The 25806-nt window shown below is 30.7% G+C and carries 25 protein-coding genes; 19 read left to right on the top strand and 6 right to left on the bottom strand.

The window, feature by feature from the left end:
• The first annotated feature begins 25 nt into the window (after nt 1-25).
• The 13 genes from JOP69_RS12015 to JOP69_RS11955 all read left to right on the top strand — a co-directional run bounded on the left by JOP69_RS12015 (nt 26) and on the right by JOP69_RS11955 (nt 14915).
• On the top strand, nt 26-277 hold the full coding sequence (locus JOP69_RS12015; RefSeq protein ID WP_165731445.1) for an acyl carrier protein: 252 nt from the start codon (nt 26-28) through the stop codon (nt 275-277).
• On the top strand, nt 270-830 hold the full coding sequence (locus JOP69_RS12010) for a 4'-phosphopantetheinyl transferase superfamily protein (protein ID WP_203392831.1): 561 nt from the start codon (nt 270-272) through the stop codon (nt 828-830). Before JOP69_RS12015 ends, JOP69_RS12010 begins: the two co-directional genes overlap by 8 nt.
• A 213-nt stretch (nt 831-1043) precedes the next feature.
• Nucleotides 1044-1259 carry a hypothetical protein gene (locus JOP69_RS12005; protein ID WP_215602587.1) on the top strand — a complete coding sequence of 72 codons (216 nt, stop codon included), beginning with the start codon at nt 1044-1046 and terminating at the stop codon, nt 1257-1259.
• Entirely contained in the window at nt 1240-1698 is a 459-nt protein-coding gene (locus JOP69_RS12000; protein ID WP_203392829.1) for a 3-oxoacyl-ACP synthase, read from the top strand. Before JOP69_RS12005 ends, JOP69_RS12000 begins: the two co-directional genes overlap by 20 nt.
• 149 nt (nt 1699-1847) lie before the next feature.
• On the top strand, nt 1848-2465 hold the full coding sequence (locus tag JOP69_RS11995) for a hypothetical protein (RefSeq protein WP_203392828.1): 618 nt from the start codon (nt 1848-1850) through the stop codon (nt 2463-2465).
• Nucleotides 2466-2672: 207 nt separating this feature from the next.
• Nucleotides 2673-4289: an aspartate:alanine exchanger family transporter gene (locus JOP69_RS11990; RefSeq protein WP_203392827.1), complete on the top strand. Its 1617-nt coding sequence runs from the start codon at nt 2673-2675 to the stop codon at nt 4287-4289.
• A gap of 164 nt (nt 4290-4453) precedes the next feature.
• Nucleotides 4454-5119 carry a succinate dehydrogenase cytochrome b subunit gene (locus JOP69_RS11985; protein WP_203392826.1) on the top strand — a complete coding sequence of 222 codons (666 nt, stop codon included), beginning with the start codon at nt 4454-4456 and terminating at the stop codon, nt 5117-5119.
• 10 nt (nt 5120-5129) lie between these two features.
• Nucleotides 5130-7142: a fumarate reductase/succinate dehydrogenase flavoprotein subunit gene (locus tag JOP69_RS11980; RefSeq protein WP_203392825.1), complete on the top strand. Its 2013-nt coding sequence runs from the start codon at nt 5130-5132 to the stop codon at nt 7140-7142.
• Between the two features lie 22 nt (nt 7143-7164).
• A complete protein-coding gene (locus tag JOP69_RS11975) occupies nt 7165-7905 on the top strand; it encodes a succinate dehydrogenase/fumarate reductase iron-sulfur subunit (RefSeq protein ID WP_203392905.1) in 741 nt (246 codons plus the stop codon).
• Between the two features lie 229 nt (nt 7906-8134).
• Complete coding sequence (locus JOP69_RS11970; protein WP_203392824.1) at nt 8135-8644, top strand: RNA polymerase sigma-70 factor; 510 nt, start codon at nt 8135-8137, stop codon at nt 8642-8644.
• Between the two features lie 120 nt (nt 8645-8764).
• Nucleotides 8765-9937, top strand: coding sequence for a FecR family protein (locus JOP69_RS11965; RefSeq protein WP_203392823.1), 1173 nt, complete (start codon nt 8765-8767; stop codon nt 9935-9937).
• Nucleotides 9938-10143: 206 nt separating this feature from the next.
• Nucleotides 10144-13434, top strand: coding sequence for a TonB-dependent receptor (locus tag JOP69_RS11960; RefSeq protein ID WP_252191114.1), 3291 nt, complete (start codon nt 10144-10146; stop codon nt 13432-13434).
• 11 nt (nt 13435-13445) lie between these two features.
• Nucleotides 13446-14915: a RagB/SusD family nutrient uptake outer membrane protein gene (locus JOP69_RS11955; protein ID WP_203392821.1), complete on the top strand. Its 1470-nt coding sequence runs from the start codon at nt 13446-13448 to the stop codon at nt 14913-14915.
• Between the two features lie 373 nt (nt 14916-15288).
• Here JOP69_RS11955 and JOP69_RS11950 read toward each other — a convergent pair whose 3' ends face one another.
• Nucleotides 15289-15924 (bottom strand): viroplasmin family protein, encoded by a 636-nt coding sequence (locus JOP69_RS11950; RefSeq protein ID WP_203392820.1) that lies wholly within the window; start codon nt 15922-15924, stop codon nt 15289-15291.
• Nucleotides 15917-16489, bottom strand: a complete 573-nt coding sequence (locus tag JOP69_RS11945) for a phosphoribosylglycinamide formyltransferase (RefSeq protein WP_203392819.1) — start codon at nt 16487-16489, stop codon at nt 15917-15919. Before JOP69_RS11945 ends, JOP69_RS11950 begins: the two co-directional genes overlap by 8 nt.
• 171 nt (nt 16490-16660) lie before the next feature.
• Here JOP69_RS11945 and JOP69_RS11940 point away from each other — a divergent pair, with 171 nt between their 5' ends.
• From JOP69_RS11940 to pyk, 5 genes are all read left to right on the top strand, one after another.
• Nucleotides 16661-16897: an acyl carrier protein gene (locus JOP69_RS11940; RefSeq protein ID WP_004569249.1), complete on the top strand. Its 237-nt coding sequence runs from the start codon at nt 16661-16663 to the stop codon at nt 16895-16897.
• 6 nt (nt 16898-16903) lie between these two features.
• Nucleotides 16904-18157, top strand: a complete 1254-nt coding sequence (gene fabF, locus JOP69_RS11935; RefSeq protein ID WP_203392818.1) for a beta-ketoacyl-ACP synthase II — start codon at nt 16904-16906, stop codon at nt 18155-18157.
• A 9-nt stretch (nt 18158-18166) separates the two neighbouring features.
• On the top strand, nt 18167-18904 hold the full coding sequence (gene rnc, locus JOP69_RS11930) for a ribonuclease III (RefSeq protein ID WP_203392817.1): 738 nt from the start codon (nt 18167-18169) through the stop codon (nt 18902-18904).
• A 90-nt stretch (nt 18905-18994) separates the two neighbouring features.
• Nucleotides 18995-19465, top strand: coding sequence for an IPExxxVDY family protein (locus JOP69_RS11925; RefSeq protein ID WP_203392816.1), 471 nt, complete (start codon nt 18995-18997; stop codon nt 19463-19465).
• Between the two features lie 2 nt (nt 19466-19467).
• Nucleotides 19468-20895 (top strand): pyruvate kinase, encoded by a 1428-nt coding sequence (pyk, locus tag JOP69_RS11920; protein WP_203392815.1) that lies wholly within the window; start codon nt 19468-19470, stop codon nt 20893-20895.
• A gap of 305 nt (nt 20896-21200) precedes the next feature.
• Here the strand turns inward: pyk and JOP69_RS11915 are convergent, their stop codons facing one another.
• Nucleotides 21201-23498 carry a M28 family peptidase gene (locus tag JOP69_RS11915; protein ID WP_203392814.1) on the bottom strand — a complete coding sequence of 766 codons (2298 nt, stop codon included), beginning with the start codon at nt 23496-23498 and terminating at the stop codon, nt 21201-21203.
• Between the two features lie 115 nt (nt 23499-23613).
• Here JOP69_RS11915 and JOP69_RS11910 point away from each other — a divergent pair, with 115 nt between their 5' ends.
• Nucleotides 23614-24084, top strand: a complete 471-nt coding sequence (locus JOP69_RS11910) for a CBS domain-containing protein (RefSeq protein WP_203392813.1) — start codon at nt 23614-23616, stop codon at nt 24082-24084.
• On the opposite strand, the gene JOP69_RS11905 is transcribed toward JOP69_RS11910, so the two are convergent.
• Genes JOP69_RS11905 through JOP69_RS11895 form a run of 3 tightly spaced genes read right to left on the bottom strand, consistent with a single transcriptional unit; the run spans nt 24081 to nt 25714 of the window.
• On the bottom strand, nt 24081-24785 hold the full coding sequence (locus JOP69_RS11905; RefSeq protein ID WP_203392812.1) for a GIDE domain-containing protein: 705 nt from the start codon (nt 24783-24785) through the stop codon (nt 24081-24083). The two genes, JOP69_RS11910 and JOP69_RS11905, sit on opposite strands and share 4 nt — an antisense overlap.
• Before the next feature lie 46 nt (nt 24786-24831).
• Nucleotides 24832-25182, bottom strand: a complete 351-nt coding sequence (locus JOP69_RS11900; RefSeq protein ID WP_203392811.1) for a hypothetical protein — start codon at nt 25180-25182, stop codon at nt 24832-24834.
• Nucleotides 25172-25714: a GNAT family N-acetyltransferase gene (locus tag JOP69_RS11895; protein WP_203392810.1), complete on the bottom strand. Its 543-nt coding sequence runs from the start codon at nt 25712-25714 to the stop codon at nt 25172-25174. The genes JOP69_RS11900 and JOP69_RS11895 overlap by 11 nt, the downstream gene beginning before the upstream one ends.
• Nucleotides 25715-25806 lie beyond the last annotated feature (92 nt).

The following is a 25806-nucleotide window of genomic DNA, read 5'->3' as shown; positions in this document are numbered from 1 at the left end:
GGTCTGAAAATTTTCAGAATAGAATATGACAAAAGAAGAAATTATATCGAAATTAACTGTTATTGTAAAACCTTATATTCAGAATGAAGAAGGTTTTAAAAATTTATCAGAAGAAACAGATTTTATAAATGATTTAGAAATAAATTCTGCAAACTTAGTAGATATTATTTTAGATGTAGAAGATGAATTTAAAATAGAAATAGATAACGATTCTATGGAAAAAATGCTTTCTGTAAAAGCAACTATTGCCGTAATTCAATCTAAAATGGATGCATAATATTGGCAATGATATTGTTGATTTAAACCTTGCTAAAATCCAAAGTAATTGGCAACGAAAAGGGTTTTTGGAGAAACAGTTCACTAAAAAAGAACAAAAAGAAATTCAAGATGCAGACAATCCGTTTTTAAAAGTTTGGTTGTTTTGGTCTATGAAAGAAGCTGCATATAAATGTTATACTCAAAAGGTTGAAAAACGTTTTTTTGCACCACAAAAATTTGAATGTGGTTTACTTTCCAAAACAGAAGGATTTGTTCTTTTTGAAGATAGTAAATACTGTACAAGTACAAGTTTTAAGCCATCTTATATTCATACAATAGCCAAGGAAACGAATAATGAAGTTGCTATTTTTTCAAAGATAGGTTCATTAAAAAACACACATATCGATTTAAAAATACAATTGGCCCTAGAAACAGGCGTTTTATCCGATGAAATCGTAAAAGTAAAAACAACGGTTGGCGCTCCTTTGTTTTATCATAAGGAAAAACTACTAACCAAATCTTGCTCAATTTCTCATCATGGAAATTATGGTGCATTTGTTTTTGCGCTATAAAATAGAACATCTTAATAAAAAAAACACATGTTTAAAAGAGTGAATTATATTGTGTTTGTATCTGTTTTTGGTATGTTCATTTGTTTTATGCTGTTGTTGGTCCAAAATAATACAGAAATAGCAATTACTTTTTAAATCAAAAATTTTGGTTTTAATTAGACGATAATTTTAGTGATGTTACCTTTACGAGTAGTTTTAATATTGATAATTTAAATGAAAGTTTCGTTAATTCAGAAATTAATGTCAATTCAATTTTTACAAATTCAAAAAATATTAGAAGTACCTTTAGAAATTACAGAGACAGAAACCTGTATTCGTTTTTTAACTAATTTTGTGATCAATAGAAAACATTTTGTAGTTGGAGGAAGCAGTTTTGTACTTTCTAAAAAAGTAAATATTAAAATAATCTATGTCGGAACTAAAAATTAAAGAGGCACTTTTTAAGCAGTGTGAAACTTTTGTAAATAAACGATTACAAACGGTAAATGAGATCATTTCATCTAATCAAAAAGCGTTGCAATCAGAAACCAAAAGTTCTGCAGGCGATAAACATGAAACTGGTAGGGCAATGTTGCAATTAGAAATGGAAAAAGCGGGTCAGCAACTTGCTGGAATTACTATAATGAAAGAGATTTTGGCTAAAATTGATGTTTCTAAAATTTCTAAAGTTGCTCATTTAGGTACTGTAATCGAAACGGATTCGGTTAATTATTTTTTGTCTATTTCTGCGGGGAAACTTATAGTTGCTAATAAGGTGTTTTTTGCAGTATCTGTTTCATCTCCAATCGGTAAAATATTATTAGGTAAAAAGATAGATGAAAAAATTATTTTTAACGGTAATACTTCCAGTATTAAAAGGATAAGGTAATAGTCTGTATATTAAACGTTTTTATAACGAAAATTACGTCATTAAAGTTAGTTTCTGAACCTATCTATCTTTTCTGTAGAATTGTTAGAAATACTTTACAAGTAAAAGGATTATTTTTACTTTTTATTATAAACCATTATTTTTCTAAAATGAAAAAGTCACTATTTATTTTAATCATACTTTTTACGATACAAACATTTGGGCAATCTAATTTTAAAAGTTTTTTTAAACTTTCTCCACCTATTAAAAAATGGGTGTTTTTTCATCCTTTTAAAGCAACAAGGTCTTTAAAAATTTCTAAAGAGACAAACAGAGTGTCAGATTCTATAGCCAAAACAGATGTATTAGATAAAGATGGTGCAGGTGGGCAAGTAGATGCTTTTAGACATGCTTTTTGGATGGCAAGATTGTCACAAGAAATGGGTGAAAATTCTGCGCGTTCTTTAGGTGAGGCACATGAAAAAGAAAACTATTTAACTTACAAAAAACAAAAATTAGAAGATGGTGTTGTACCAGATGAAATTTCATCTGAAATGGATTTACATAATAATGAAGAGGGGTTAAAGTTAATTACAAAAGGAAGTCTTGTTTCTAAAAAAGGATTAATTTATAGAATTATAAATGCGATTAACAAAGGAAAAATGAAAATCATTAAAAAAGATAAAAAAGGGAATTTTTTAACTTGTAAGGGTGAAGTTATTAAGAGAGAGGAGCTTAAAGGTAAATGGAAAAATAATAAGTGTTTAATAGCTTCTAACAAACAATAAAACCTCATTTTTTATTTATAAAAAGTACTACAACGTATTCGTTCAATAGACATGGTGCTTATAGGGGGTATCTCTTAAAAAAAGCAACTACGGTAAGGTTTCTATTGATAAATATCATAAAAATTTACTGAAGTAAAACTCTACTTTTGCCTACTTAAATGAAATTCAGTTTTTTATAAAATTACATTAAAATAAATATTAAAATTTATGGAATTTTTTTCAGAATTACTCTCTAAAGATTACTTTGTGTTATTTCTTGTTATTGGTTTAGGAATAGCACTTGGAAATATTAAGGTAAAAGGTATCAATTTTGACACTTCGGCTGTTATTTTTGTTGCAATTTTTTTCGGGTATTTATATAATTTAAATGGTATTACTTTTAATATTCCACCAGTTATACAAAGTGTAGGGTTGGTATTATTTATTTATACGATAGGAATGCAAGCAGGTCCTTCCTTCTTTAGTTCTTTTAAAGAACAAGGAAAGAATTTAATAATTTTGGCAGGAATAACCGTTTTAACAGGTGGTATTACTGCAATATCTATTTCTTATTTGTATGATGTAGATATGAATATGATGAGTGGTTTATTAACAGGAGCATTAACATCTACTCCAGGTTTGGCCGCTTCCATTGAGGCTTCTCATTCTTCATTAGCTTCTATAGGTTATGGTATTGCATATCCGTTTGGAGTTTTAGGTGTTATCTTATTTGTAAAATTAGGCCCAGCATTATTTAGGGTAGATGTTAAAAAAGAAGAAAAAGACTTCGCAGAGAAATCGATGTCTAACACACCAAAGGTGATTAATAAAAACTTAATTATCTCTAATGAAAACATAAACGGAAAGACGATTAATCAGTTAAGAATACGTTTTATGACAAAGGCTAATATTTCTAGAGTTATGAAACCTAATCAACTACCATTTTCTCCAACTAAAGATACAATTTTAGAAACAGGAGATATTATTAAAGCGGTAGGTACGGTTAATGCTTTAGAAAGAATAGAAGTTTTATTAGGTAAAGTTACCGATATAGAAATTCCACGTAGTGGAACTTATGAAGTAAAATGGTATGTAGTAAGTAATGATACTGTTGTAAACAAAACAATTCAAGAGTTAAACCTTCTAGAAAACTATGCAGCTACCATTACACGTATTAGAAGAGCAAGTATAGATTTAGCTCCTCACCCTTCAACTTTAATAAAATATGGTGATAAAATTTTAGTTTCTTGTTCTAAAGGAAATGTTTCTGCAGTTACACAACTCTTTGGAGACAGTTTAAAAAGAGTAGGACACACCAGTTTTTTACCAGTTGCATTTGGTATTGTTATTGGTGTTCTTGTTGGTGCTATTGCAATACCTTTGGGAGGTATAAGTCTAAAATTAGGACTTACTGGTGGTGTACTAATGGCTTCTATATTTTTAAGTTGGAAAGGGAAATTTGCTGGAGTAATTTGGAATTTATCGGGCCCTGCAAACCAAATATTACGTCAGTTTGGACTGTTATTATTTCTAACTCCTGTAGGACTAAAAGCAGGACAAAGTTTAATTTCGGCTATTGAAAAACATGGTTTAATTTTGTTTTTATACGGTGGGCTTATTACCTTAATACCTATGATTACAACGGTTCTTGTAGGTCGGTTTTTACTAAAAGTTAACTTTTTATCAATTTTAGGAGCGTTAACAGGAGGTATGACATCTACGCCTGGGTTAAGTGCAACAGATTCTATGACCGATTCTGATGCACCACAAATTGCCTATGCAGCAGTGTATCCTTTTTCATTGGTGCTAATAATTATTGTAGCAGAAATTATGGCAATGCTTTAAATATCAACGCTATAGCCCCTAATTTTAAAAGGTAAAAGCAAAACAAAATCATCACATTAAAACGATTCTAAATAACCAAAATACCACCATTAATATTTCAATAAAGAATATCTAAATGGTACATTTGTAAAACAACAATTATAACTTAATCATACTTTTATACAATGAGCGGATTTTTCAAATCTTCAGTTGGGAGAAAGGTAGCCATGGCGCTTTCCGCATTCTTCCTCATGTTTTTCTTAATTATACATATAGCAGTAAACCTTACTTCGCTTTTTAGTGAAGAGCTATTTAATCAATTATCTCATTTTATGGGAACAAACCCTTTAATACAATTTGCTTTGCAGCCTGTATTAATTTTTGGAGTTGTTTTTCACTTTGTGATGGGTTTTGTGTTAGAATTAAAAAACAAAAAAGCAAATGGAGTTGCCTATGCTAAAAACAATGGAGCAGCTAATTCTACATGGATGAGTAGAAACATGATTTATAGTGGATTGGCTATTTTAGCTTTTATCGCACTACATTTCATTGATTTTTGGATTCCAGAATTAAACCATAAATACATTGCTGTTTTACCAGAAGATCCAACAAGATACTTCCATGAGTTACAAGAAAAATTTGTTCCTATTTGGAGAGTTGCAGCTTATGTGGTAGCATTTGTTTTCTTAGGATTGCATTTAGCACACGGTTTTACTTCTGCTTTTCAATCTATGGGAGTTACAGCTGGAAGAAAAAAAGCATTACAAACTTTTGGTAAAGTATTCTCAATAGTTATTCCATTAGGATTTATAATTATTGCATTGTTTCATCATTTTAATTATAACCATTAATCTTAAAAATATGGCTTTAGATTCAAAAGTACCTCAAGGTGCAATTAAAGACAAATGGACAACTTATAAAGACCAAATTAACCTTGTAAACCCAGCAAATAAACGTAATATAGATATTATAGTTGTTGGTACTGGATTAGCAGGTGGTTCTGCAGCGGCTACATTAGCAGAATTAGGCTATAATGTAAAAGCATTTGCTTATCAAGATTCTCCAAGAAGAGCGCATTCAATTGCAGCGCAAGGAGGAATTAATGCATCAAAAAATTACCAAGGAGATGGAGATTCGGATTATCGTCTTTTTTACGATACCGTAAAAGGGGGAGATTATCGTTCTCGTGAAGCAAACGTTTATCGTTTAGCGGAGGTTTCTTCTAATATTATAGATCAATGTGTGGCACAAGGAGTTCCTTTTGCGCGTGATTATGGTGGTCTTTTAGATAACCGTTCTTTTGGTGGAGTTTTAGTTTCTAGAACATTCTATGCAAAAGGACAAACAGGACAACAATTATTATTAGGTTGTTATTCTGCAATGAACCGTCAAATTGCTCGTGGAAAGATTGAAATGTTCAATCGTCACGAAATGTTAGATGTTGTAAAAGTAGATGGTAAAGCAAGAGGTATTATTGCTCGTAATTTAATTACAGGAGAATTAGAACGTCATTCTGCACATGCTGTTGTTATTGCAACAGGTGGTTATGGTAATGTTTATTATTTATCTACCAATGCAATGGGATCTAATGCTACTGCAGCCTGGAAAATCCATAAAAAAGGAGCCTATTTTGCAAATCCTTGTTATACTCAAATTCATCCAACGTGTATTCCACGTTCTGGTGATTATCAATCTAAGTTAACGTTAATGTCAGAATCATTACGTAACGATGGTAGAATTTGGGTTCCTGCAAGAATTGAAGATGCAAAATTAATTCAGCAAGGTAAATTAAAACCTACTGAAATTGCTGAAGAAAATAGAGATTATTATTTAGAAAGAAGATATCCTGCATTTGGTAACTTAGTACCTCGTGATGTTGCATCTAGAGCAGCAAAAGAACGTTGTGATGCTGGTTATGGTGTAAATGCAACAGGTGAAGCTGTGTATTTAGATTTTGCAACTGCTTTTGTACGTTATGGAACAGAGCAAGCGAAAATTCATGGTATTAAAAACGCTTCTAAAGAAGAAATTAAAAAATTAGGTCAAGCAATTATTGAAGAGAAATACGGAAATTTATTTCAGATGTATGAAAAAATCATCGCTGAAAACCCATATGAAACTCCAATGATGATTTATCCTGCAACTCACTATACAATGGGTGGTGTTTGGGTTGATTATAACTTAATGACTACTGTAGAAGGTTTATATTGTATTGGTGAAGCTAATTTCTCTGATCATGGTGCAAACAGACTTGGTGCTTCTGCCTTATTACAAGGTTTAGCTGATGGTTATTTTGTGTTACCATATACAATTGGTGATTATTTATCTGATGATATTAGAACAGGTAAAATTGCTACCGATACTAAAGAGTTTGATGAAGTAGAAAAAGAAGTAAAAGATAGAATTGATTTCTTTATCAACAATAAAGGAACAAAAACTGTAGATTATTTCCACAAACGTTTAGGTAAAGTAATGTGGGATAAAGTAGGAATGTCTAGAAACGAAAAGCATTTAAAAGAAGCTATGGCAGAAATTAAAGCAATTCGTGAAGAATTCTGGAAAGATGTAATGGTTCCTGGAACTGCAGCAGAAATGAATACTGAATTAGAAAAAGCTGGAAGAGTAGCTGATTTCTTAGAATTAGGAGAATTATTCGCTAAAGATGCTTTAGTAAGAGTAGAATCTTGTGGAGGACACTTTAGAGAAGAATCTGCGGAGTTAGATGGACCTCAAAAAGGAGAAGCAAAACGTAATGATAAAGATTTCGCTTTTGTATCTGCTTGGGAGTTTAAAGGAGAACCTGCAGATGCAGTTTTACACAAAGAAGAATTAGAGTTTAACGATATTGAATTGAAACAACGTTCATATAAATAAGAAAGATATGTCAGGTAAAGGAATGAATTTAACGTTAAAAATTTGGAAACAAAAAGACGCTGACTCAAAGGGTCAGATGGTGGATTATAAAGTCACTGATATTTCAGAACATATGTCTTTTTTAGAAATGCTAGATGTTTTAAACGAACAATTAGTTAATTCTGGTGATGAACCAATTGCTTTCGATCATGATTGTAGAGAAGGTATTTGTGGTATGTGTTCTATGTATATTAATGGGGAAGCTCATGGTCCTGATAGAGGTATTACTACGTGTCAGTTACACATGCGTATGTTTAATGATGGAGATACTATTACAATAGAGCCATTTAGAGCAGCAGCATTCCCTGTAATAAAAGATTTAATTGTAGATAGAATGTCTTTTGAGCGTATTCAACAAGCAGGTGGTTACATTTCTGTAAACACTTCTGGTAATACGCAAGATGCAAATAACATTCCTATTTCTAAACATGCAGCAGATGAAGCTATGGATGCAGCAGCTTGTATTGGTTGTGGTGCTTGTGTAGCAACTTGTAAAAACTCTTCTGCTATGTTATTTGTTGCTGCAAAAGTTTCTCAATTTGCTTTGTTACCACAAGGACAAGTAGAAGCTGCAGATCGTGTTAAAAACATGGTAGCGCAAATGGATTTAGAAGGTTTTGGTAACTGTACAAATACAGGAGCTTGTGAAATAGAATGCCCAAAAGGAATTTCTTTAGAAAACATTGCACGTATGAATAGAGAGTTGATGAAAGCGAATCTCTAACACATAAATATAATATTTTTATAGAAAAACCTGCATTATTGCAGGTTTTTCTGGTTTTATAAACTGTGAATAACAGTGTTTAAGTTTTTAATCCTTTTTTTTTGTTTTAGTTATTTAATTAGTTAAATTCGGAGGTTCATAATTATAATGAATAAAGGCACCTAGTTTGTAAATATGAAGTTTGAATCTTAAAACCGAAAAGACAAAACGATTAAAAAAATATAATGAATTGTACAATTCATTATATACTTCTTTGTGTTTATTTTCTAATAAATATATTGATGACCTCGAAAAATCTAAGGACATTGTACAAGATGTTTTTATTAAATTTTGGAACACTACCATAACATTTGAAAATGAGGTAGCTGTTAAATCTTATTTATATGTTTCCGTAAAAAACAAAAGCATAGATTATCTTAAAAGTAATCAGTATAAACTCACAGAAAGAGTAGCTTCTTTTGATTTTGTGCAGTTAGAATCTGAATTGTATTTCGACAAAGAGTTTTTTTTTGAAGAAGTTTCCGTAGCAATAGAAAAGGGGCTTAAAATGTTGCCTCCAAAATGTAGAGAAATAGTAGATTTAAGTATCAACGGCTATAAAAACAAACAAATATCCGAAGAACTAGGTATCTCTATCAATACCGTAAAAACACAAAAAAAAATAGCCTACCAAAAATTGCGTAGCATTCTAAAGACTCCATATATTGAGATTATAGCTATTTTATTACTAAATAATTAAGTAAATAACATTTTTAGATATCTAATATTATGGATATATTAAAAAAAAGTTAATATTTCTTCACCCACTTCTATAACTTACTCGTTTATTAATAGAATAAGCGCTTCACAACTATTGTAAATGAAAAAAATTAGTCAATTATTAAAGTTAGTTAAGGACGTAACGTCGTCTTTTTTAATAAATCAAAGTATCGATTTCGATAGAATGGAATCTGACTTTGATAAAGAGAGCGCAAAAGAACTAATAGGGAGATTAAAAGATCCGGAAGAGCGTAAAAAAAGGGTAGGCATTGCTCTTGAAATTGATAAAGAAAAACAAAACACTTGGAAAAATATCAAAAGAGAAATAGATCCTCAGCCTAAATTAAATTATTTTAAAATATTCTCTAGAGTAGCTGCTGTTTTTATTGTTTTCATAGGAATTGCTTACTTTATGCATAACGATAAACCAGTAACAATTGTTCAAGAGAACTCTATAGCTAATGAAGAGATTGTTTTAAAACTCTCTAACGGAGATACCCAAATAATTACGAGCAATGGTCAGTCTAAAATTTTAGACGATAAGGGAGTCGTTATTGGTGCCCAAACAGGGAAAGAAATAAATTACCGAAACAATTCTAAAGCTACTTCTAAAGAACTTGTTTTTAATGAATTGAAGGTGCCTTATGGTAAAACTTTTGCAATAGTATTGTCTGACGGAACCGAGGTTCATTTAAACGCAGGCACAACATTAAAGTACCCAGTTAAATTCTTAAAAGGAAAAAATAGACAAGTATATTTAACAGGAGAAGCATTTTTTAAAGTTAGTAAAGACAAAGAACATCCTTTTATTGTAGAGTCTAATGATTTAAATATTAGAGTTTTGGGAACTAGTTTTAATGTGTCTTCTTATGCAGAGAATACAAATATATCTACAGTTTTGGTAGAAGGAGCTGTTAGGTTGTATGGTAAAGATGAGGTGTATTCTAATGAAAAATCTAAATTATTAGAACCTGGAAAAAAAGCAGATTGGAATAAAGAAAATCAAAAAATATCCATTCAAAAAGTAAATACTTCTCATTACACAAGTTGGATTAACGGAACGCTAGTAATAGAGAAATTAAGATTCCAAGAAATAATTAAAAGACTAGAAAGACACTACAATATTAAAATCATTAACAGTAACAAAAAGCTAGCGAATCAAGTGTTTACAGCTACTTTTCAAGTAGAAAATATACAGCAGGTTCTAGAATCTTTTAAAACAAACTACTCTTTCCAATACACCATTGAAGGAGATACAATAACAATTAATTAATCAACTAAAAATAGCAGAAACAAATGAATTAAACAAAAAACGCCAAACTAGAGTATAAAAAAGATCGGAAAATGCTGGAACATTTCCCAATCTAACACTCGTATGATTTAACACATTTATTAAACCAAATTAACTATAACAAAAGTATGAAAAAACTAATTAATATATGGGGCGACACATTTTTTCCCCATAAAATAAGTCGTAAAATGAAATTAACAGCTTATCTTATTTTTATTTCACTTTTTCAAATTCAAGCGAATACAAATTCAGGTAATGGCAAGGTAACTTTACACCTGAATAATGTAACCTATCTTGAAGTGTTTAGGGCAATAGAATCTCAAACAGAATTTAATGTATTATACAATAATAATGAATTGAATAATGCAGAAGAGGTGTCTGTAAATGTGAAAAACACACACGTGTTTGACGTATTAAAAAACTTGTTTAAGAACACAAGTATTGAATATCGAACTGTTGGAAAACAAATTGTTTTAATTCATAAAAAGATACCAAACACTATTAAAAAAAGTGCAAAAGCAATTCCTTTAAAGATAGCTATTAAAGGTATTGTAAAAGACCAATTTGGTAATCCTTTGCCAGGTGTAAGTGTTTTAGAAAAAGGATCGACAAACGGAACAACTACAGATTTTGATGGAATTTATACCATTTCTATAAAAGATAAAAGTGCGGTTTTAGTGTATTCTTATATGGGATATAAAACAAAGGAAGTTGCCGTAAATAACCAAACGAATATTAATGTTGCTTTAGAAGAAGAAGTTGGGCAGTTAGATGAGATTGTTTTGGTAGGGTATGGTACTGTAAAAAAATCTGATATGACAGGTTCTGTTTCTTCTATAAATACAGAACAAATTAGTAAAACACAAAATGTTTCTATCGCACAAGCTATTCAGGGTAGAGCTGCCGGAGTAAGTGTTTCTAAAAGCTCTGGAAGCCCAGGTGCAGCTCCTACAGTTAGAATTAGAGGAACAGGAACCGTAAACAACTCAAATCCATTATATGTAGTAGATGGAGTGCCGGTAAGTGATGTTACCAATATTAACATGGAAGATGCAAAATCTGTAGAAGTATTAAAAGATGCATCAGCAACGGCTATTTATGGATCTAGAGGTGCAAATGGAGTTATATTAATTGAAACTAAAAAAGGGACTAAAAACAAACCAACTATCACATATAATACGTATACAGGTTTTCAAAATAAAATAGACAATTTAAAGGTAATGAATGCTCAACAGTGGGCAGAAATAAGAAACGAAGCAAATACTAATGATGGTACTCCTTTAGATCCGGAATTATCAGATCCTGCTTCATTACCATCATATAATTGGAAAGATGCAGTGTATCAAACTGGAGTTATGACCAATCATCAATTGTCTTTTTCTGGAGGTAGTGATAAATCTACTTATTACGTATCAATAGGTCATATTTCACAAAAAGGAATTGTAAAAGAGTCTTCTTATAAAAGAACTAATTTAAGAATTAACAATACTTATAAATTAAATGAAGCAATCAAAGTAGGGCATAACATACAATATGCTTTATCAGATAGAGTAAGTATTCCAGAATATGGGCCAAATGTATGGACAAGAGCATCTTTTGTTGGGTTTGCAGTAGATCCTGTAACTCCAATTTATAAAGCAGATGGTTCTTTAAATTCTACAACTTATTCTTCTGCTATTAATCCTTTAGGTTTGGCAAAATATGGTCAAAGACCTAATACTAGAGAGAACTTTTTAGGAAATCTTTTCTTAGAGGTAGATGTGTTAAAAGGTTTAAAGTTTAGATCTAATTATGGATTAGATATTACCAATGTTAAGGTAGATTATTATATTCCAGTATACGATGTTTCACCAACGTATAATTCTGATGTAAGTACGTATAATTTAAATAGATCAGAAAACAGATCTATGGTACTGTCTAACACACTAAATTATAACACAACAATAGCAAAAAAACATAGTATAACTGCACTGTTAGGACAAGAAATACAAGAGTCAGAATACAACAATGTAAACACACAACGTAGTGGTATTCCAGTAAGTGTAGCAAACCCTACTTTAGGGTCTGGTAGTGTTTCTACATCTACTAATTCAGGAGATATTTCTAAATCTAAACTGTTATCTTACTTTGGTAGGTTAAACTATAATTATGATGATAGATATTTAGTAACAGGAACCTATAGATTAGACGGGTCTTCTCGTTTTGGAGCCAATAACAGATGGGGGAAATTTCCTTCTTTAGCTTTGGGATGGAATGTTCATAAAGAAAATTTTTACAAACTTGATGCTGTCAGTCAGTTAAAGTTTAGATTGGGGTGGGGAGAAACAGGAAATCAAAACATTCCCGTTACAGCTATTGCAAATACATTAAATTTAGGTTCTAATTATGTGTTTGGTGGTGAGGAGTCTACACAAGTTGGGGTTGCACCTTTTAGATCTGGAAATGCAGATTTAAAATGGGAAACAACGGTAACTAAAAACATTGGTTTTGATATGGGATTCTTGGCAAACTCAATCACTTTTACAGCTGATTATTTTATTAAAAATACAACAGATTTGTTATTGGCAGTTCCTGTATTACAAACATCAGGAAATCAAGAAAATGGATTTGAAAATGCTGGTAATATTCAAAACAAAGGATTAGAATTAACAGCTAATTATAAAAAAACAATCAACGATTTTTCTTTTAGTGTTGGTGGAAACATTGCTTTTATTAAAAATAAGGTTCTTAAACTAGCCAACGATGGCATTTTAACATCAGGACAACAAGCTAAAGATTTTAACCGTACAGAGGTAGGGCAACCTATCGCTTCTTTTTATGGTTTTGAAATGATTGGAATTTTCCAAAATCAAGATGAGGTAGATAACAATGCTACACTTCCTAATACTCAACCTGGAGATGTACAATATAGAGATATTAATGAAGATGGAGTTATTAATGATGATGATAGAAAATACATTGGTTCTCCTTTTGCAGATTTTACCTACGGATTAAATTTAGACATGTCTTATAAGCAGTTTGATTTTTCTGCATTTTTTCAAGGAAGTGAAGGAAACAAAATTTTTAACAGAAGTATTTATTGGTTAGAAGGAGATTTAGGATCTAACATGACTACAAATATGTTAAACAGATGGACAGGAGAAGGAACTTCTAGTTCTATACCTAGAGCAACCTTTAAAAATGTAGGTGTAAATATGCCTTTATCATCAAGTAGATATATAGAAGATGGTTCTTATTTAAGATTAAAAAATATAGAACTAGGATACACCATTCCAAAAAACATAACAGAAAAAATATCAGTTAGTAAATTAAGGTTATACGTTGCCGCTCAAAATGTATTTACATTTACTAAGTACAATGGTTTAGACCCAGAAGTAGGAGTAGATGGAGCATCTAACGATCCTTTAGATATTGGAATTGATAGAGGACGTTACCCTTCTACTAGAACAATTTCTGTAGGAGCTAATATTAACTTTTAAAAAATAAGATAATGATAGTAGATAATAAAATAATAAAATATATTAAAAATAGCTGTTTATTACTTGCCTTAATCTTGGTGTCATGTAGTGATTATTTAGATACAAATATATATGGAGAACCACTTTTAGAAAGTTTTTACAAAACTCCTGAAGATGCAGAAAGAGCGGTTATTGCTGCTTATACCCCAATGCGAGAAATGTATGGGAGAGAAAATTTTATAGCTTCTACGTCTAATGACTTATTGTTTGGAGACATTGGTACTGACGATCTTTTAAAAGGTGGGGCAAGAGCTAGTGATGGTCCTCAATTATACGAAAAAGAACTATACAACTTAACATCATCAAACAAGTCAGTAGAAAATATTTGGAAAGTTAATTTTAAAGGAGTCTATTTTGCAAACCTAGTGTTAGAAAAAGTTCCAGAGATTGCTTTTGAAGATGAAGCTAGAAAAAAAGAAATTATAGCAGAAGCTTATTTTTTAAGAGCTTATTATTATTTTGATTTGGTAAATACGTTTGGGGGAGTGCCATTAATTACAGAACCTTTAGAGGTAGGAGAATTTAATGTACCTAGAACAACACAAGAAGCTATTTACACATTGATAGAAGATGATCTAAAAATTGCAATTCCTGCTTTGCCATCAAGATTTGATAAAGGAACTGATTATTTAGGGCATGCTGATAAAGGAGCTGCTTTAGGTTTAATGATGCGTGTGTCTTTATATCAAAATAAAATGGAACAAGTAAAAACGTACGGAGATCAGTTGTTTACGTTATCTTATAAATTAGAAGATGATTATGGTTCTATTTTTAATTCTGTAGGAGAATGGGGATCAGGTTCTATTTTTGAAGTAAACTATTCTACAAATTCAGACAATTTAGGAGGAAGAATGCCTCATATGATGGCTCCAAGAAGTAAAGGTGGAATTGGTTTTGGGCAAGTAAAAGATGATTTAAGAAATGAGTTTGAGGCAAACGATCCTAGACTAGATGCTTCTTTTTACAATGTAACAGGCGGTTATGGAACCGAATGGTTTGTGAGAAAGTATGCATGGGCTCCTTACACAGATTATGCAATACCATCTGTAGGTGGAAAAGGGAATAATGCTAATAATATTAGAATTATAAGATTGTCCGATGCTTATTTAATGTATGCAGAAGCTATTTATAATACAGATCCTGGAACTGCTGTAGAATATGTAAATAAAGTTAGAAAACGTGCTAGGGGTGCAAATGCAATTACAGTTGTGCCAGATTTACCAGCAGCACTTAGCGGACAACCTTTATTAGATGCTATTTATCACGAAAGACGTGTAGAACTTGCAGGAGAAGGTTTTAGATTTCATGATTTGATTAGAACAAATAGAGCAGAAACGATCTTAGCTCCTTTAGGGTTTCAAAAAAATAAACATGAAATAATGCCCATTCCATTGTCTCAAATATCCTTATCACAAGGAGTTTTGGTGCAAAATAATTATTAGTATCTATTAAATATTAACAAGTTTTATAAAGTAAAAACCCCAAAACTAATAATTAGTTTTGGGGTTTTTCTTTATGATAAAAATAATAGAATCTCCTGTTCTGTTTTAAAATATACACATGTGGTCATGCTTAATTGAATAGCTACATCTGTTTTGGAGAGCCATAATTCTTGTCTTAATGTTTTAGGTATTGCTGCGTTATCACTGTTATGCCATTTCTCAATACTTTTAAGTGACAAATTGTATGCATTAACAACAATTGCGATATTTTCTATTGAATATAACTCATAGATTTTTTAAATTCTGATAACTGATAACTGATAACTGATAACTGATAACTGATAACTGATAACTGATAACTGATAACTGATAACTACTTCCTTCCAAAATCTGCAGGAATTTCTCCCCAAGCTTTGGTTTCCCATTTAAGAATTGGGTTTTTGTACGTATTATTTTTAAGCCAAGTTTCGGCTCTTTTTATCAACTCTAATAAATCTTTGTTAGAAGCATCAAAATGCATATTGGTTTTACATCTTTTTTGTTTTACCCAACTCATGGCGATTCTAGAATCGGAATAAATAGGAATATTTTCTTTGTTCTTACTCTTTAATAAAGCAATTCCGTGCACTAGCGCCAGAAATTCGCCAATATTATTGGTTCCCTTAGCAAATGGACCTTTTAAGAAAAGTTGTTGTTTGTTATGCGTTAAAACACCTCTGTATTCCATTTTACCCGGATTTCCAGAACAAGCTGCATCCACAGAAATACTTTCTAAATTAGGTCTACCAATTTTTTCTTTTTCTGTTGAAGACAAAGTAACTTTTTTAGTGTCTTTACCTACATAGTCTGCATAATTTTTGGTTGCAGCTATTTCTGCCTCATTTAAATCTGCAAAAGATTTGTATTGCGCACCTTCAAAACCGTCAATTTGCTTTTTACAGACTTTCCAAGAAGTAAAAACCCCTTTTCTGCGTCCGTTCCAAACCACATAAAACTTTTTTTTACTCATTTATGTCTAAAATTACATCTTCAATAACTCTAGGAAAGTACTCTTGTTCTAAAATATGAATCTTTTCTGCAATAATTTCAGGAGAATCATCTTCTAAAAGAGCTGTTTTTGCCTGAAAAAGGATAGCACCTTCGTCATAATTGGCATTTACATAGTGAATTGTTATGCCAGTTTCTGTTTCTTTATTTTCTTTTACGGCCTTGTGAACGTTCATACCATACATTCCTTTTCCTCCATATTTTGGCAATAATGCAGGATGAATATTGATGATTTTATTCGGAAAAGCATCAATAATTTTAGTTGGAATTTTCCATAAAAAGCCTGCTAAAATAATGTAATCTGCCTGCTCTTTTAAGAGATTTAGTATTTCATCCGAAGTAAAAAAAACTTCTTTTTTAAAATGTAAACATTTGATGTTTAAATTTTTACATCTATCAAACACTTTGGCATGCTCATTGTTACATAGCACAGTAGTAACCTTAGCGGTTTTAGTATGATTAAAAAATTTAATAATGTTTTCTGCGTTCGTTCCAGAACCAGATGCAAAAATAACAATACGCTTCATAACTTCATTTCTAAGCTACAAAAAAAAGAATAATTATTAACAAATAGATTATTTTAAGTGAAGATTAAATATTTTTCTTTACTTTTAAGAATCATTTTTGCGGCAAAAATTAGTTTTAATTGTTAAGATTCGTATTTTTGCCACGATTAAAATTTTAAAAAACACAAAATTATGTCAGACATTGCATCAAGAGTAAAAGCTATTATCGTAGACAAATTAGGAGTAGACGATAACGAAGTAACAACAGAAGCTAGCTTCACAAACGATTTAGGAGCAGATTCTTTAGATACTGTTGAATTAATCATGGAATTCGAAAAAGAATTTGATATTCAAATACCAGATGATCAAGCAGAGAACATCGGAACAGTAGGTCAAGCAGTTAGCTATATTGAAGAAGCAAAAAAGTAAATTTATATGCAGTTAAAACGAGTTGTAGTCACTGGACTTGGCGCACTAACGCCAATTGGTAATAATATTGAAGAATATTGGAATGCTTTAGTTAACGGAGTTAGCGGGGCGGCACCTATTAAAGGTTTTGATGCTGCCAAGTTCAAAACTCGTTTTGCATGTGAATTAAAGAATTTCGAGGTAACGGACTTTATTAATAGAAAGGACGCACGTAAAATGGATCGATTTACGCAGTATGCAATGGTAGCTTCAGACGAAGCAATTGCAGATGCAAATTTTGATTTAGAAAAATTAAACAAATTACGCGTTGGTGTAATTTGGGGAGCAGGAATTGGAGGCTTAGAAACTTTTCAAAACGAAGCTATAAATTTTGGAGCTGGAGACGGTACACCAAGGTTTAATCCTTTCTTTATTCCAAAAATGATTGCAGATATTGCACCAGGAAACATTTCTATTAAGAATGGATTTATGGGGCCAAATTATACTACAGTTTCTGCATGTGCATCATCTGCTAACGCAATGATAGATGCTTTAAATTATATTCGTTTAGGAACTTGTGATGTAATTGTAACTGGTGGCTCTGAAGCTGCAGTTGTAATTTCTGGTGTTGGTGGTTTTAATGCCATGCACGCCTTATCTACAAGAAATGAAAGCCCAGAAACAGCGTCTAGACCTTTTGATGCAGAACGTGATGGTTTTGTATTAGGTGAAGGAGCAGGTGCTTTGGTTTTAGAAAGTTACGAACACGCAAAAGCAAGAGGAGCAAAAATTTATGCTGAGGTTATTGGAGGCGGAATGTCTTCTGATGCGTATCACATGACTGCACCTCACCCAGAAGGAATTGGGGTAATTGCTGTTATGAATAATTGTTTAGAAAATTCAGGAATTAAACCAGAAGATGTAGACCATATTAATACCCATGGTACTTCTACACCTTTAGGAGATGTTGCAGAATTAAAAGCAATTTCGGAGGTTTTTGGTGATCATGCCAAAAACATTAATATTAATTCTACAAAATCTATGACAGGTCACTTGTTAGGTGCTGCGGGAGCTATAGAGTCTATTGCTGCAATTTTAGCAATGAAACATAGTATTGTGCCACCAACAATTAATCATGTTAATGTAGATGAAAATATCAATCCAGAATTAAACTTAACCTTAAATAAAGCTCAAAAGAGAGACATTAAAGTTTCTATGAGTAATACCTTTGGTTTTGGTGGACATAATGCATGCGTTGCATTTAGAAAATTAGATGAATAATAATACCCTATGAATTTTATTCGTAAAATAGTAAAGCCTCTCAACGAAGAGGATACACAATTGTACTACGAATTAAAAAAATTACTCAATTTTTCACCTAGAAGAATAAATACATACAAAAAAGCATTTACACATAGATCTGTGCAAATGCTAGACGGTAAAGGATTGCCTATTAATTACGAACGTTTAGAATTTTTAGGAGATTCTATATTGGGCTCTGTAATTGCATCTTATTTATATAAAAAAGTACCTTCAGGAAGTGAAGGTTATCTTACACAAATGCGCTCTAAAATTGTAAGTAGAGAGCATTTAAATGAATTAGGTAAAGACCTAAACTTAATACGTTTTGTAAAAAGTAATATAGACCAATCTAACGTTGGTGATAATATTCATGGTAATATTTTTGAAGCATTAGTAGGCGCTATTTATTTAGATAAAAACTACAATACTTGTCAAAAATTTATTTTCGAAAATGTAATTGTTCCTTATGTTGATATTGAAAAACTAGAAGGAAAAATAACGAGCTACAAAGGTCTTATTATAGAGTGGTGCCAAAAACAAAAGAAAAAGTACACTTTTGATACTTATGAAGATTCTGGTAACGAAGCTATTAAGCACTTTAGTGTAAAGATAAGTATAGACGGAGAGCAAATAGCTAAAGGAAGAGCCACTTCTAAGAAAAAAGCAGAAGAGCAAGCCGCTAAAAGAGTGTATTTTGCGTTTCAAAACCAAATTGATTTAAGTTAGCCCACGATAACGTTTTCGTTAAAATTAAAGGTAATGTCCTAAACAATTAGTAATTTAGCCCTTTCATAATACAAGTATTACTTATAATCTATGCAAGTACACGCTTTAGAAATGGACGATTTTTGCGAAGAAGAATATTCTTTAATAGGAATCCATTCTACTTTAGAAGATTATAAACTTGCCTACTTATTAAATAAAAACCTAAATACTAGGTTTTATAAAGCAAAAGAGAATTTAGAGTTTGTGATAGAAGAAAAGAAAGCCTCTTTTTCTATATATAATTATGAAAATAAAGAATATGATTACGATTGGTTTTTAATAGCAAATAGTTATAGACGAGAAAACCAAACAGCAGCTAATCAGTTATTACTAACATTAGAAACAAAAACATATTTAATTCCGGAAAAGAAAAAAGTAGATTTCTTTTTAAAAATTTGTGGAGATTTAGAATATGAATTTGTTTTGAAAACAATAAATAGTATAAAAAATATTGACAATGTAATTACAGCATTTTCAATTGATAAAAACACCCTAAAGTCTAAAGACTTTTTAATATTTTAAACATGATAGAATACAAAAAAACAAAAATAGTTGCAACCTTAGGTCCAGCAATAGACACCAAAGAAAAGATGAAAGAGTTGGCAATTGCAGGTGTCAATGTCTTTAGAATTAATTTTTCGCACGCAGATTATGATGTTGTAAAACTGAATGTAAAAAGAATTAGAGAAATTAATAAAGAAGAAGGATTCAATGTTGCTATTTTAGCAGATTTACAAGGGCCAAAACTTCGTGTAGGAGTTATGGAAGATGGTGTAATTTTAAATGATGGAGACCTTTTTACCTTTACTACAGAAAAGTGTATTGGTAACAACAAAAAAGCATTTATGACCTACCAACGTTTTCCTAAAGACGTAAAAGTTGGAGAAAACATTATGGTAGATGATGGTAAATTACGTTTTGAAGTAGTTTCTACAGATAAAGACAAAGAAGTTGTTGTAAAAGTTATAGTTGGGGGACCTTTAAATTCTAAAAAAGGAGTAAACTTACCAAACACAGCTATTTCTTTACCTGCTTTAACAGAAAAAGATAAAGAAGATGCCGTTTTTGCTTTAGGCTTAAAGGTAGATTGGATGGCACTTTCTTTTGTAAGAACTCCAGAAGATTTAAGAATGTTACGCGATTTAATTGATGAACATTCAGATTATAGAGTACCAGTTATTGCTAAAATAGAAAAACCAGAAGCAGTTGCAAATATAGACGCATTAATTCCTTATTGTGATGGTTTAATGGTTGCTCGTGGAGATTTAGGAGTAGAAATTCCTATGCAAGACGTTCCATTAATTCAGAAAAAATTAGTAAGACGTGCTAAGAGAGCAAGAATTCCTGTAATTATTGCAACTCAAATGATGGAAACAATGATTGATAATCCTGTTCCAACAAGAGCAGAAGTAAATGATGTTGCCAATTCAATTATGGACGGAGCAGATGCTGTAATGTTATCTGGTGAAACTTCTGTAGGGAAACATCCTTTAAAAGTAATTCAGAAAATGTCTGAAATCATTAGAGCAGTAGAAAACTCTAGCATGATTAAAGTACCACATGAAGCACCACATATTAGAACAAATAGATTTATAACAAAATCTGTTTGTCATCATGCAGCATTAATGGCAGATAATATAGATGCAAAAGCTATTTCTACTTTAACAAGAAGTGGATATACTGCTTTTCAAATTTCAGCTTGGAGACCGAAAGCAGAAATATTGGTATTTTCTTCAGAAAGAAGAATTTTATCAAAAGTTAATTTACTTTGGGGTGTTAGAGCGTTCTTTTACGATAAACATTTAAGTACAGATGATACTGTTGTAGATATTAACAAAATAACGAAAGAAAGTGGTATCGTTTCAGTAGGAGATTTAATGATTAACTTAACTTCTATGCCAGTGGAGGCTAAAGGAATGGTAAATACATTAAGAGTTTCTGAAATAGACTAAATAGTATTATTTTATATATAAAAAAAGCATCTTGATATTTTCAAGATGCTTTTTTTTTGCATAAAATGAAAGGGTTAGAATGTTTTTTAGAAGCTATTCCTGCTTTTCACTATATCTTTTTAATGAGTCATTGCGAAGTTTACTTTTTTGTAAACTGAGGCAATCTCTTTATTAGAATAGACTTTACTTGTTTAATAGGCATTAAAAAGGATGCCGTTTCAATCAGGGCTAAACTTGTTTGTCAGCTATTTGTAAATCATTAAAATAATGGCATACACAATACTTTACGCCTTTGCAATAATCTCTTACAACTTCAATTTTTTAGAAATAATAATAGCATCATTGGTTACAAAAGGGATTGGCATCATTTCTTCTGTTCTTGGTGTAATAGTAAAATGATCGTTTTCTAATAAATCGTAAGAAATTTCATTTAGAATAATATCTAATTTATCCTCGTTTAAAACACTAAAAGACAACGTAACTTCTTTATCTTGATTTGCTAAATGGTAAATTAAAAAAGTACCGTTTTTTATTTCATAAATTTTCCCGTCATTCACCAAAACATCGTTTACTTTAAACTGGTGTAACTTCAATTTATTTTTAGTGATAAACTCAAATTTATTCACTTTTCTATTAGATGATATTGTGATTTCTACAAAACGTTTATTGCCAATAACAGTATCTAACTCTGTTTCTACATAAGCCGAAGGAATATTTTTGAATTCGGTTTTTTTATGATATGTAAAGCGTGTATTGTATTTACTTTTGGTTTCTGCATTGGCAATACTTCCTTCTGTGGCATTTTTGTCGAAAATTTGTTTTGTGTATGAATCTAAGTTTGTATCATACGTGGCAAAAAAGGCAGTTTTATCATCAGAATTCTGAATGTAAACAAGGCTATTCGGTTTCTTTTTATCAACAGAAAAACCACTATTATAGGTTGCGAGTACAAAGAAGATAATAGCGCATAAACCAACTACTTTCTGCATCCAAAAAGTTTTCTTTTGATGAAAAGTAAAAATCATCAACCCAAAAACTAAGGCGATTAAAACTCCGGAAACAAACAATATTTTTAACCCTAAGCCAACCGGAAACATTTTAATTAATGGCGCAAAAATATAAATAGTAGGAATTGATATAATAGTGAATAATATACGTTTTGCTTTTTCTTCCAAATTCATAAAAATAGCAATTGCCAAAATAACCAATGCAGCAAACACCGGAATGATAAAAAAACCTGCACCTTTTAAATAGGCATTGATAAAGCAATTAATAACGAGCCAAATTACAATTGGACCAATTATTAAATCTGTTGACTTTTCGTGTTTATAAATAAATTTATTGACTTTAAATAAGACCCATAAATTCAAAAACACAAACGCAGTGATGTATTGATATCCATTATAGGTAAAACCGTGTAAAATGTCTTTATATTGAGGGTGAATGATTAATAATAACTTCCATAGACCAAAAGAAATCCCTCCGCACAGGATAACAGCCAAAATAAAGATTCCAAAACCTTTTAAAATTCCTTTTAAAGAGAGTTTTCTTTTTTTAAATCCGAAGAAAAGTAAAAGTAAAAAAATGAGAATTGCACCGATTAACATGTTAGAACCCCAGGAGAAAGGGTAGGATGCTAATTTTACAAACGGAAAATTTACATAGACAAAATCTTCATCAGAATTTAAATTGGTTAAATCTGAATTTGAAAAATAATTTACAGTAGATGTAAAGTAATCTGCTTGATGCAAAAGTGTTTCTCTATCTAAACGGTCGTAAGAATCTTGTGCTGTATGGTAATCGAAATGATCGCCTATAAAGGCAAAATTGAATCCATTTATATCTGCATTTTCTCTAAAAACGGTTAAATCGGTATCGTTTGGTAATTTTTTATAGATGCTGTACATTAAAGAATTTGCTGCAGGATAATTTGGTTTTGCAGCCATAAATTCTGACAATAACTTGCTGTTTTTTCCATTCGTTTCCATCAACATATAGCTTGGGCCACCACTTCCGCGTGCTTCAAAATTTAACACCAAACCAATATCGTTGGTCCAAGGATGTGTATCAACAAAAGCCTGTGCACCTAATAAACCCAGTTCTTCAGCATCAGAAATAAGAATGATAATATCGTTTTTGTGTTGTTTGTTTTTTTCTAAGAATACTCTAATTCCCTCTAAAATAGTAACTACTCCAGAACCCGCATCACTTGCACCCAAAGAGGAATGCGGATTAGAATCGTAATGCGTTAAAAGCATTAAGGCTTTACCGTTTTCAGATCCTTTAATTCTTGCCAATATATTTTCTGCAGTAGTTGCTGCAAACCATTTTTTATTTATGGCTGTTTGGGTTTGAATTTCAGTTTCCAATCCCATTTTCTGTAGTTCATTTACAATATAATGCTGAACTTCTTTATGATTTTTAGAACCCGTATAATGAGTTTCTTTACTAATATTCTTTAAATGATAAAGTGCATTATTTATAGAGAATTCAGTTTTAGACTCGATTTTTTCTGGAGAAAAAGTGGGTTTTAAATCAGAAAAACTCCAAACAATAACTCCAAGAATTATAAGAACAGAAACAAGAGAAGAAAAGGCTTTCATTTGATTATTTGATAAATATGTTTCTATAAATGTAAGAAATAAAAAAAAACTTGGTGTAAAGGTTGCATAAAAGATAAAAAACAGTACATTTAAATGAACTAAAAACTAAATTATTATGGCAATTAAAAGCTTTCAAGGAAAAAGAGATACAAGTCAAGGAAAAGAAGAATCTCAAATTTTGGTATCTGATTATATGACTAAAAAATTGATAACTTTTAAAGCTGAGGATACTTTAGATCATGTAATTACTCAATTAATTACCTATAAAATCTCTGGAGGTCCTGTTGTTAATGACAAAAACGACTTAATTGGTATTATTTCTGAAACAGATTGTATTAAGCATATCTCTGAAAGTAAATATTACAACATGCCATCTGATGTTAATAATACAGTAGGGAAATATATGGTTACAGATGTTGATACCATTGATAAAGATATGAATATTTTTGATGCTGCTTTTAAGTTTATTAGTTCTCACAGAAGAAGGTTTCCTGTGGTAGAAAATGGTAAATTAATTGGGCAAATTAGTCAGACTGATGTGTTAAAAGCTGCAATAAGTGTAAAAGGAAATACTTGGAATAGTTAAACTCTTTTTTTAGATTTAATATTTGGTAAATCTGTAATAATTAATTTTTGTTTATCAGAACTTTCTAGTTCGGCTATTTTAGAATACGAATAGCCTGCTATAGGTTCTTTTAAACTTTTCCATTTTGCAATACCTGCAACGGTAATTTGTTCTCCAATTTCTATAATTGCTTCAGAATATCTTAAAGATTTATTGAAACCAAAAAAGTTTTCACTTTTAATATCATACTGTTTTAATAATGCGTTAAATTCTGAAGTTGGTGCATTAAAAGTACCTGAATTTACTTTTTTATCAACCACTAAATGACACGTATAGTTTTTGGGGTTTTGATGTAGTCTTACCATGGCAAAATCACTGTTTTTTTCTATGAAAAAATCTTGCACTTTTTCTTCATTTACAATCGTTCTCCAATGGTTATTTTTTCCACTACTTTTTTTCTGTTCAATTTTTATTACATAAAACACACATTTTCTTTTGCTAAAAGGAGCAATTAAAGGTTCTTTTATATGTAAAGCTTTTCCCGTAAATCTTGTGAATTGGTTATTTTTTAAACTTCCAATTTGTTTAATAGGTAGTTTAGAAAGTGTTCTTATAATTTTTTGTTTTGTACTAAAAAAATACGTTATAAATATAATAAGACCAACTAATACAACAAATATAAGCGGAATTATAAAGGAGTCGAAATCTGTAACTAATGCCATTTTTATAGAATTTTAGATAAGTATAAGTTGCAATTAATGTGTAGTTTTATTCTTTTCTAATCAATAAAAACAGTTCATTATCTAAAGCTAAATAACCTTCATTATAAATATAAAAATAAGTATTACCAGTTTTGGTTTTGTAAATAGAGGTAAAGAACTGAAAATCGAAACCTTTATCATATAATTTGGTTCTAGTAACTTTTGTTTTACCGGTTGTATTTAATTCAGATAAAATTTTGTAATTTTTTCTTAGTCGATTGTTTATATTTCTGATGAGGTTTTTACTGTCTTTATTTACGCGATTGTTATACGCATTTCTACAATAATCTGAACAGAATTTTTTATCAATTCTACCTTTTACAATTTCATTACATTCTAAACACTTTCTACTTTCCATAATTAACTTTCTTTAGTTCGTACCAATTTACTTGCTCATTATGTTCTTCAAATTTATTTACAAATTGCAAACCAATACTTTGTAAAATTTTGTTAGAACCAATATTCCCTGTTTCTGCAGCACCATAAATAATGTCTAAATTCAGGGTATTAAAACCATATTCTAAACAAGCAATTGCAGATTCTAAACCATATCCTTTTCGCCAATATTTAGGAATGAATCGATAGCCAATATCAATAAAATCTTGAAAACCATTTAAACTTTCTTTTTCTCCTTTATTTAATTTTAAACCAGACCAGCCTATAAAATTACCTGAAGATTTTTCTATTGCAGCAAACCTGCCAATACCGTTTTCTATATATTGTTCTTTAACAAATTGAATTCTTCTTTGTGCTTCTTCTCTAGTGTTAATAGGCTTGTTTCCTAAATATTTATGAACACTTGGATTAGAATCTAACGCAAACATTCCTTCTAAATCGGTTGCTCTAAGCTCTCTAAGAAGTAATCTTTCTGTTTCTAAATGAAATTTCATAAGGTAAATGTAGTGATATTTATCCGTTTACAAACGACTACAAGTAATTACAACCGAAAGTAATTGTTTTGTAACCGAATAAAATTGCAATG

It is taken from the genome of Polaribacter sp. Q13 (genome assembly GCF_016858305.2).
In the GTDB taxonomy this organism is placed as follows: Bacteria; Bacteroidota; Bacteroidia; order Flavobacteriales; family Flavobacteriaceae; genus Polaribacter.
The sequence above is the reverse complement of the archived record's forward strand: the minus strand, read 5'-3'. Positions and strand labels throughout refer to the sequence as shown.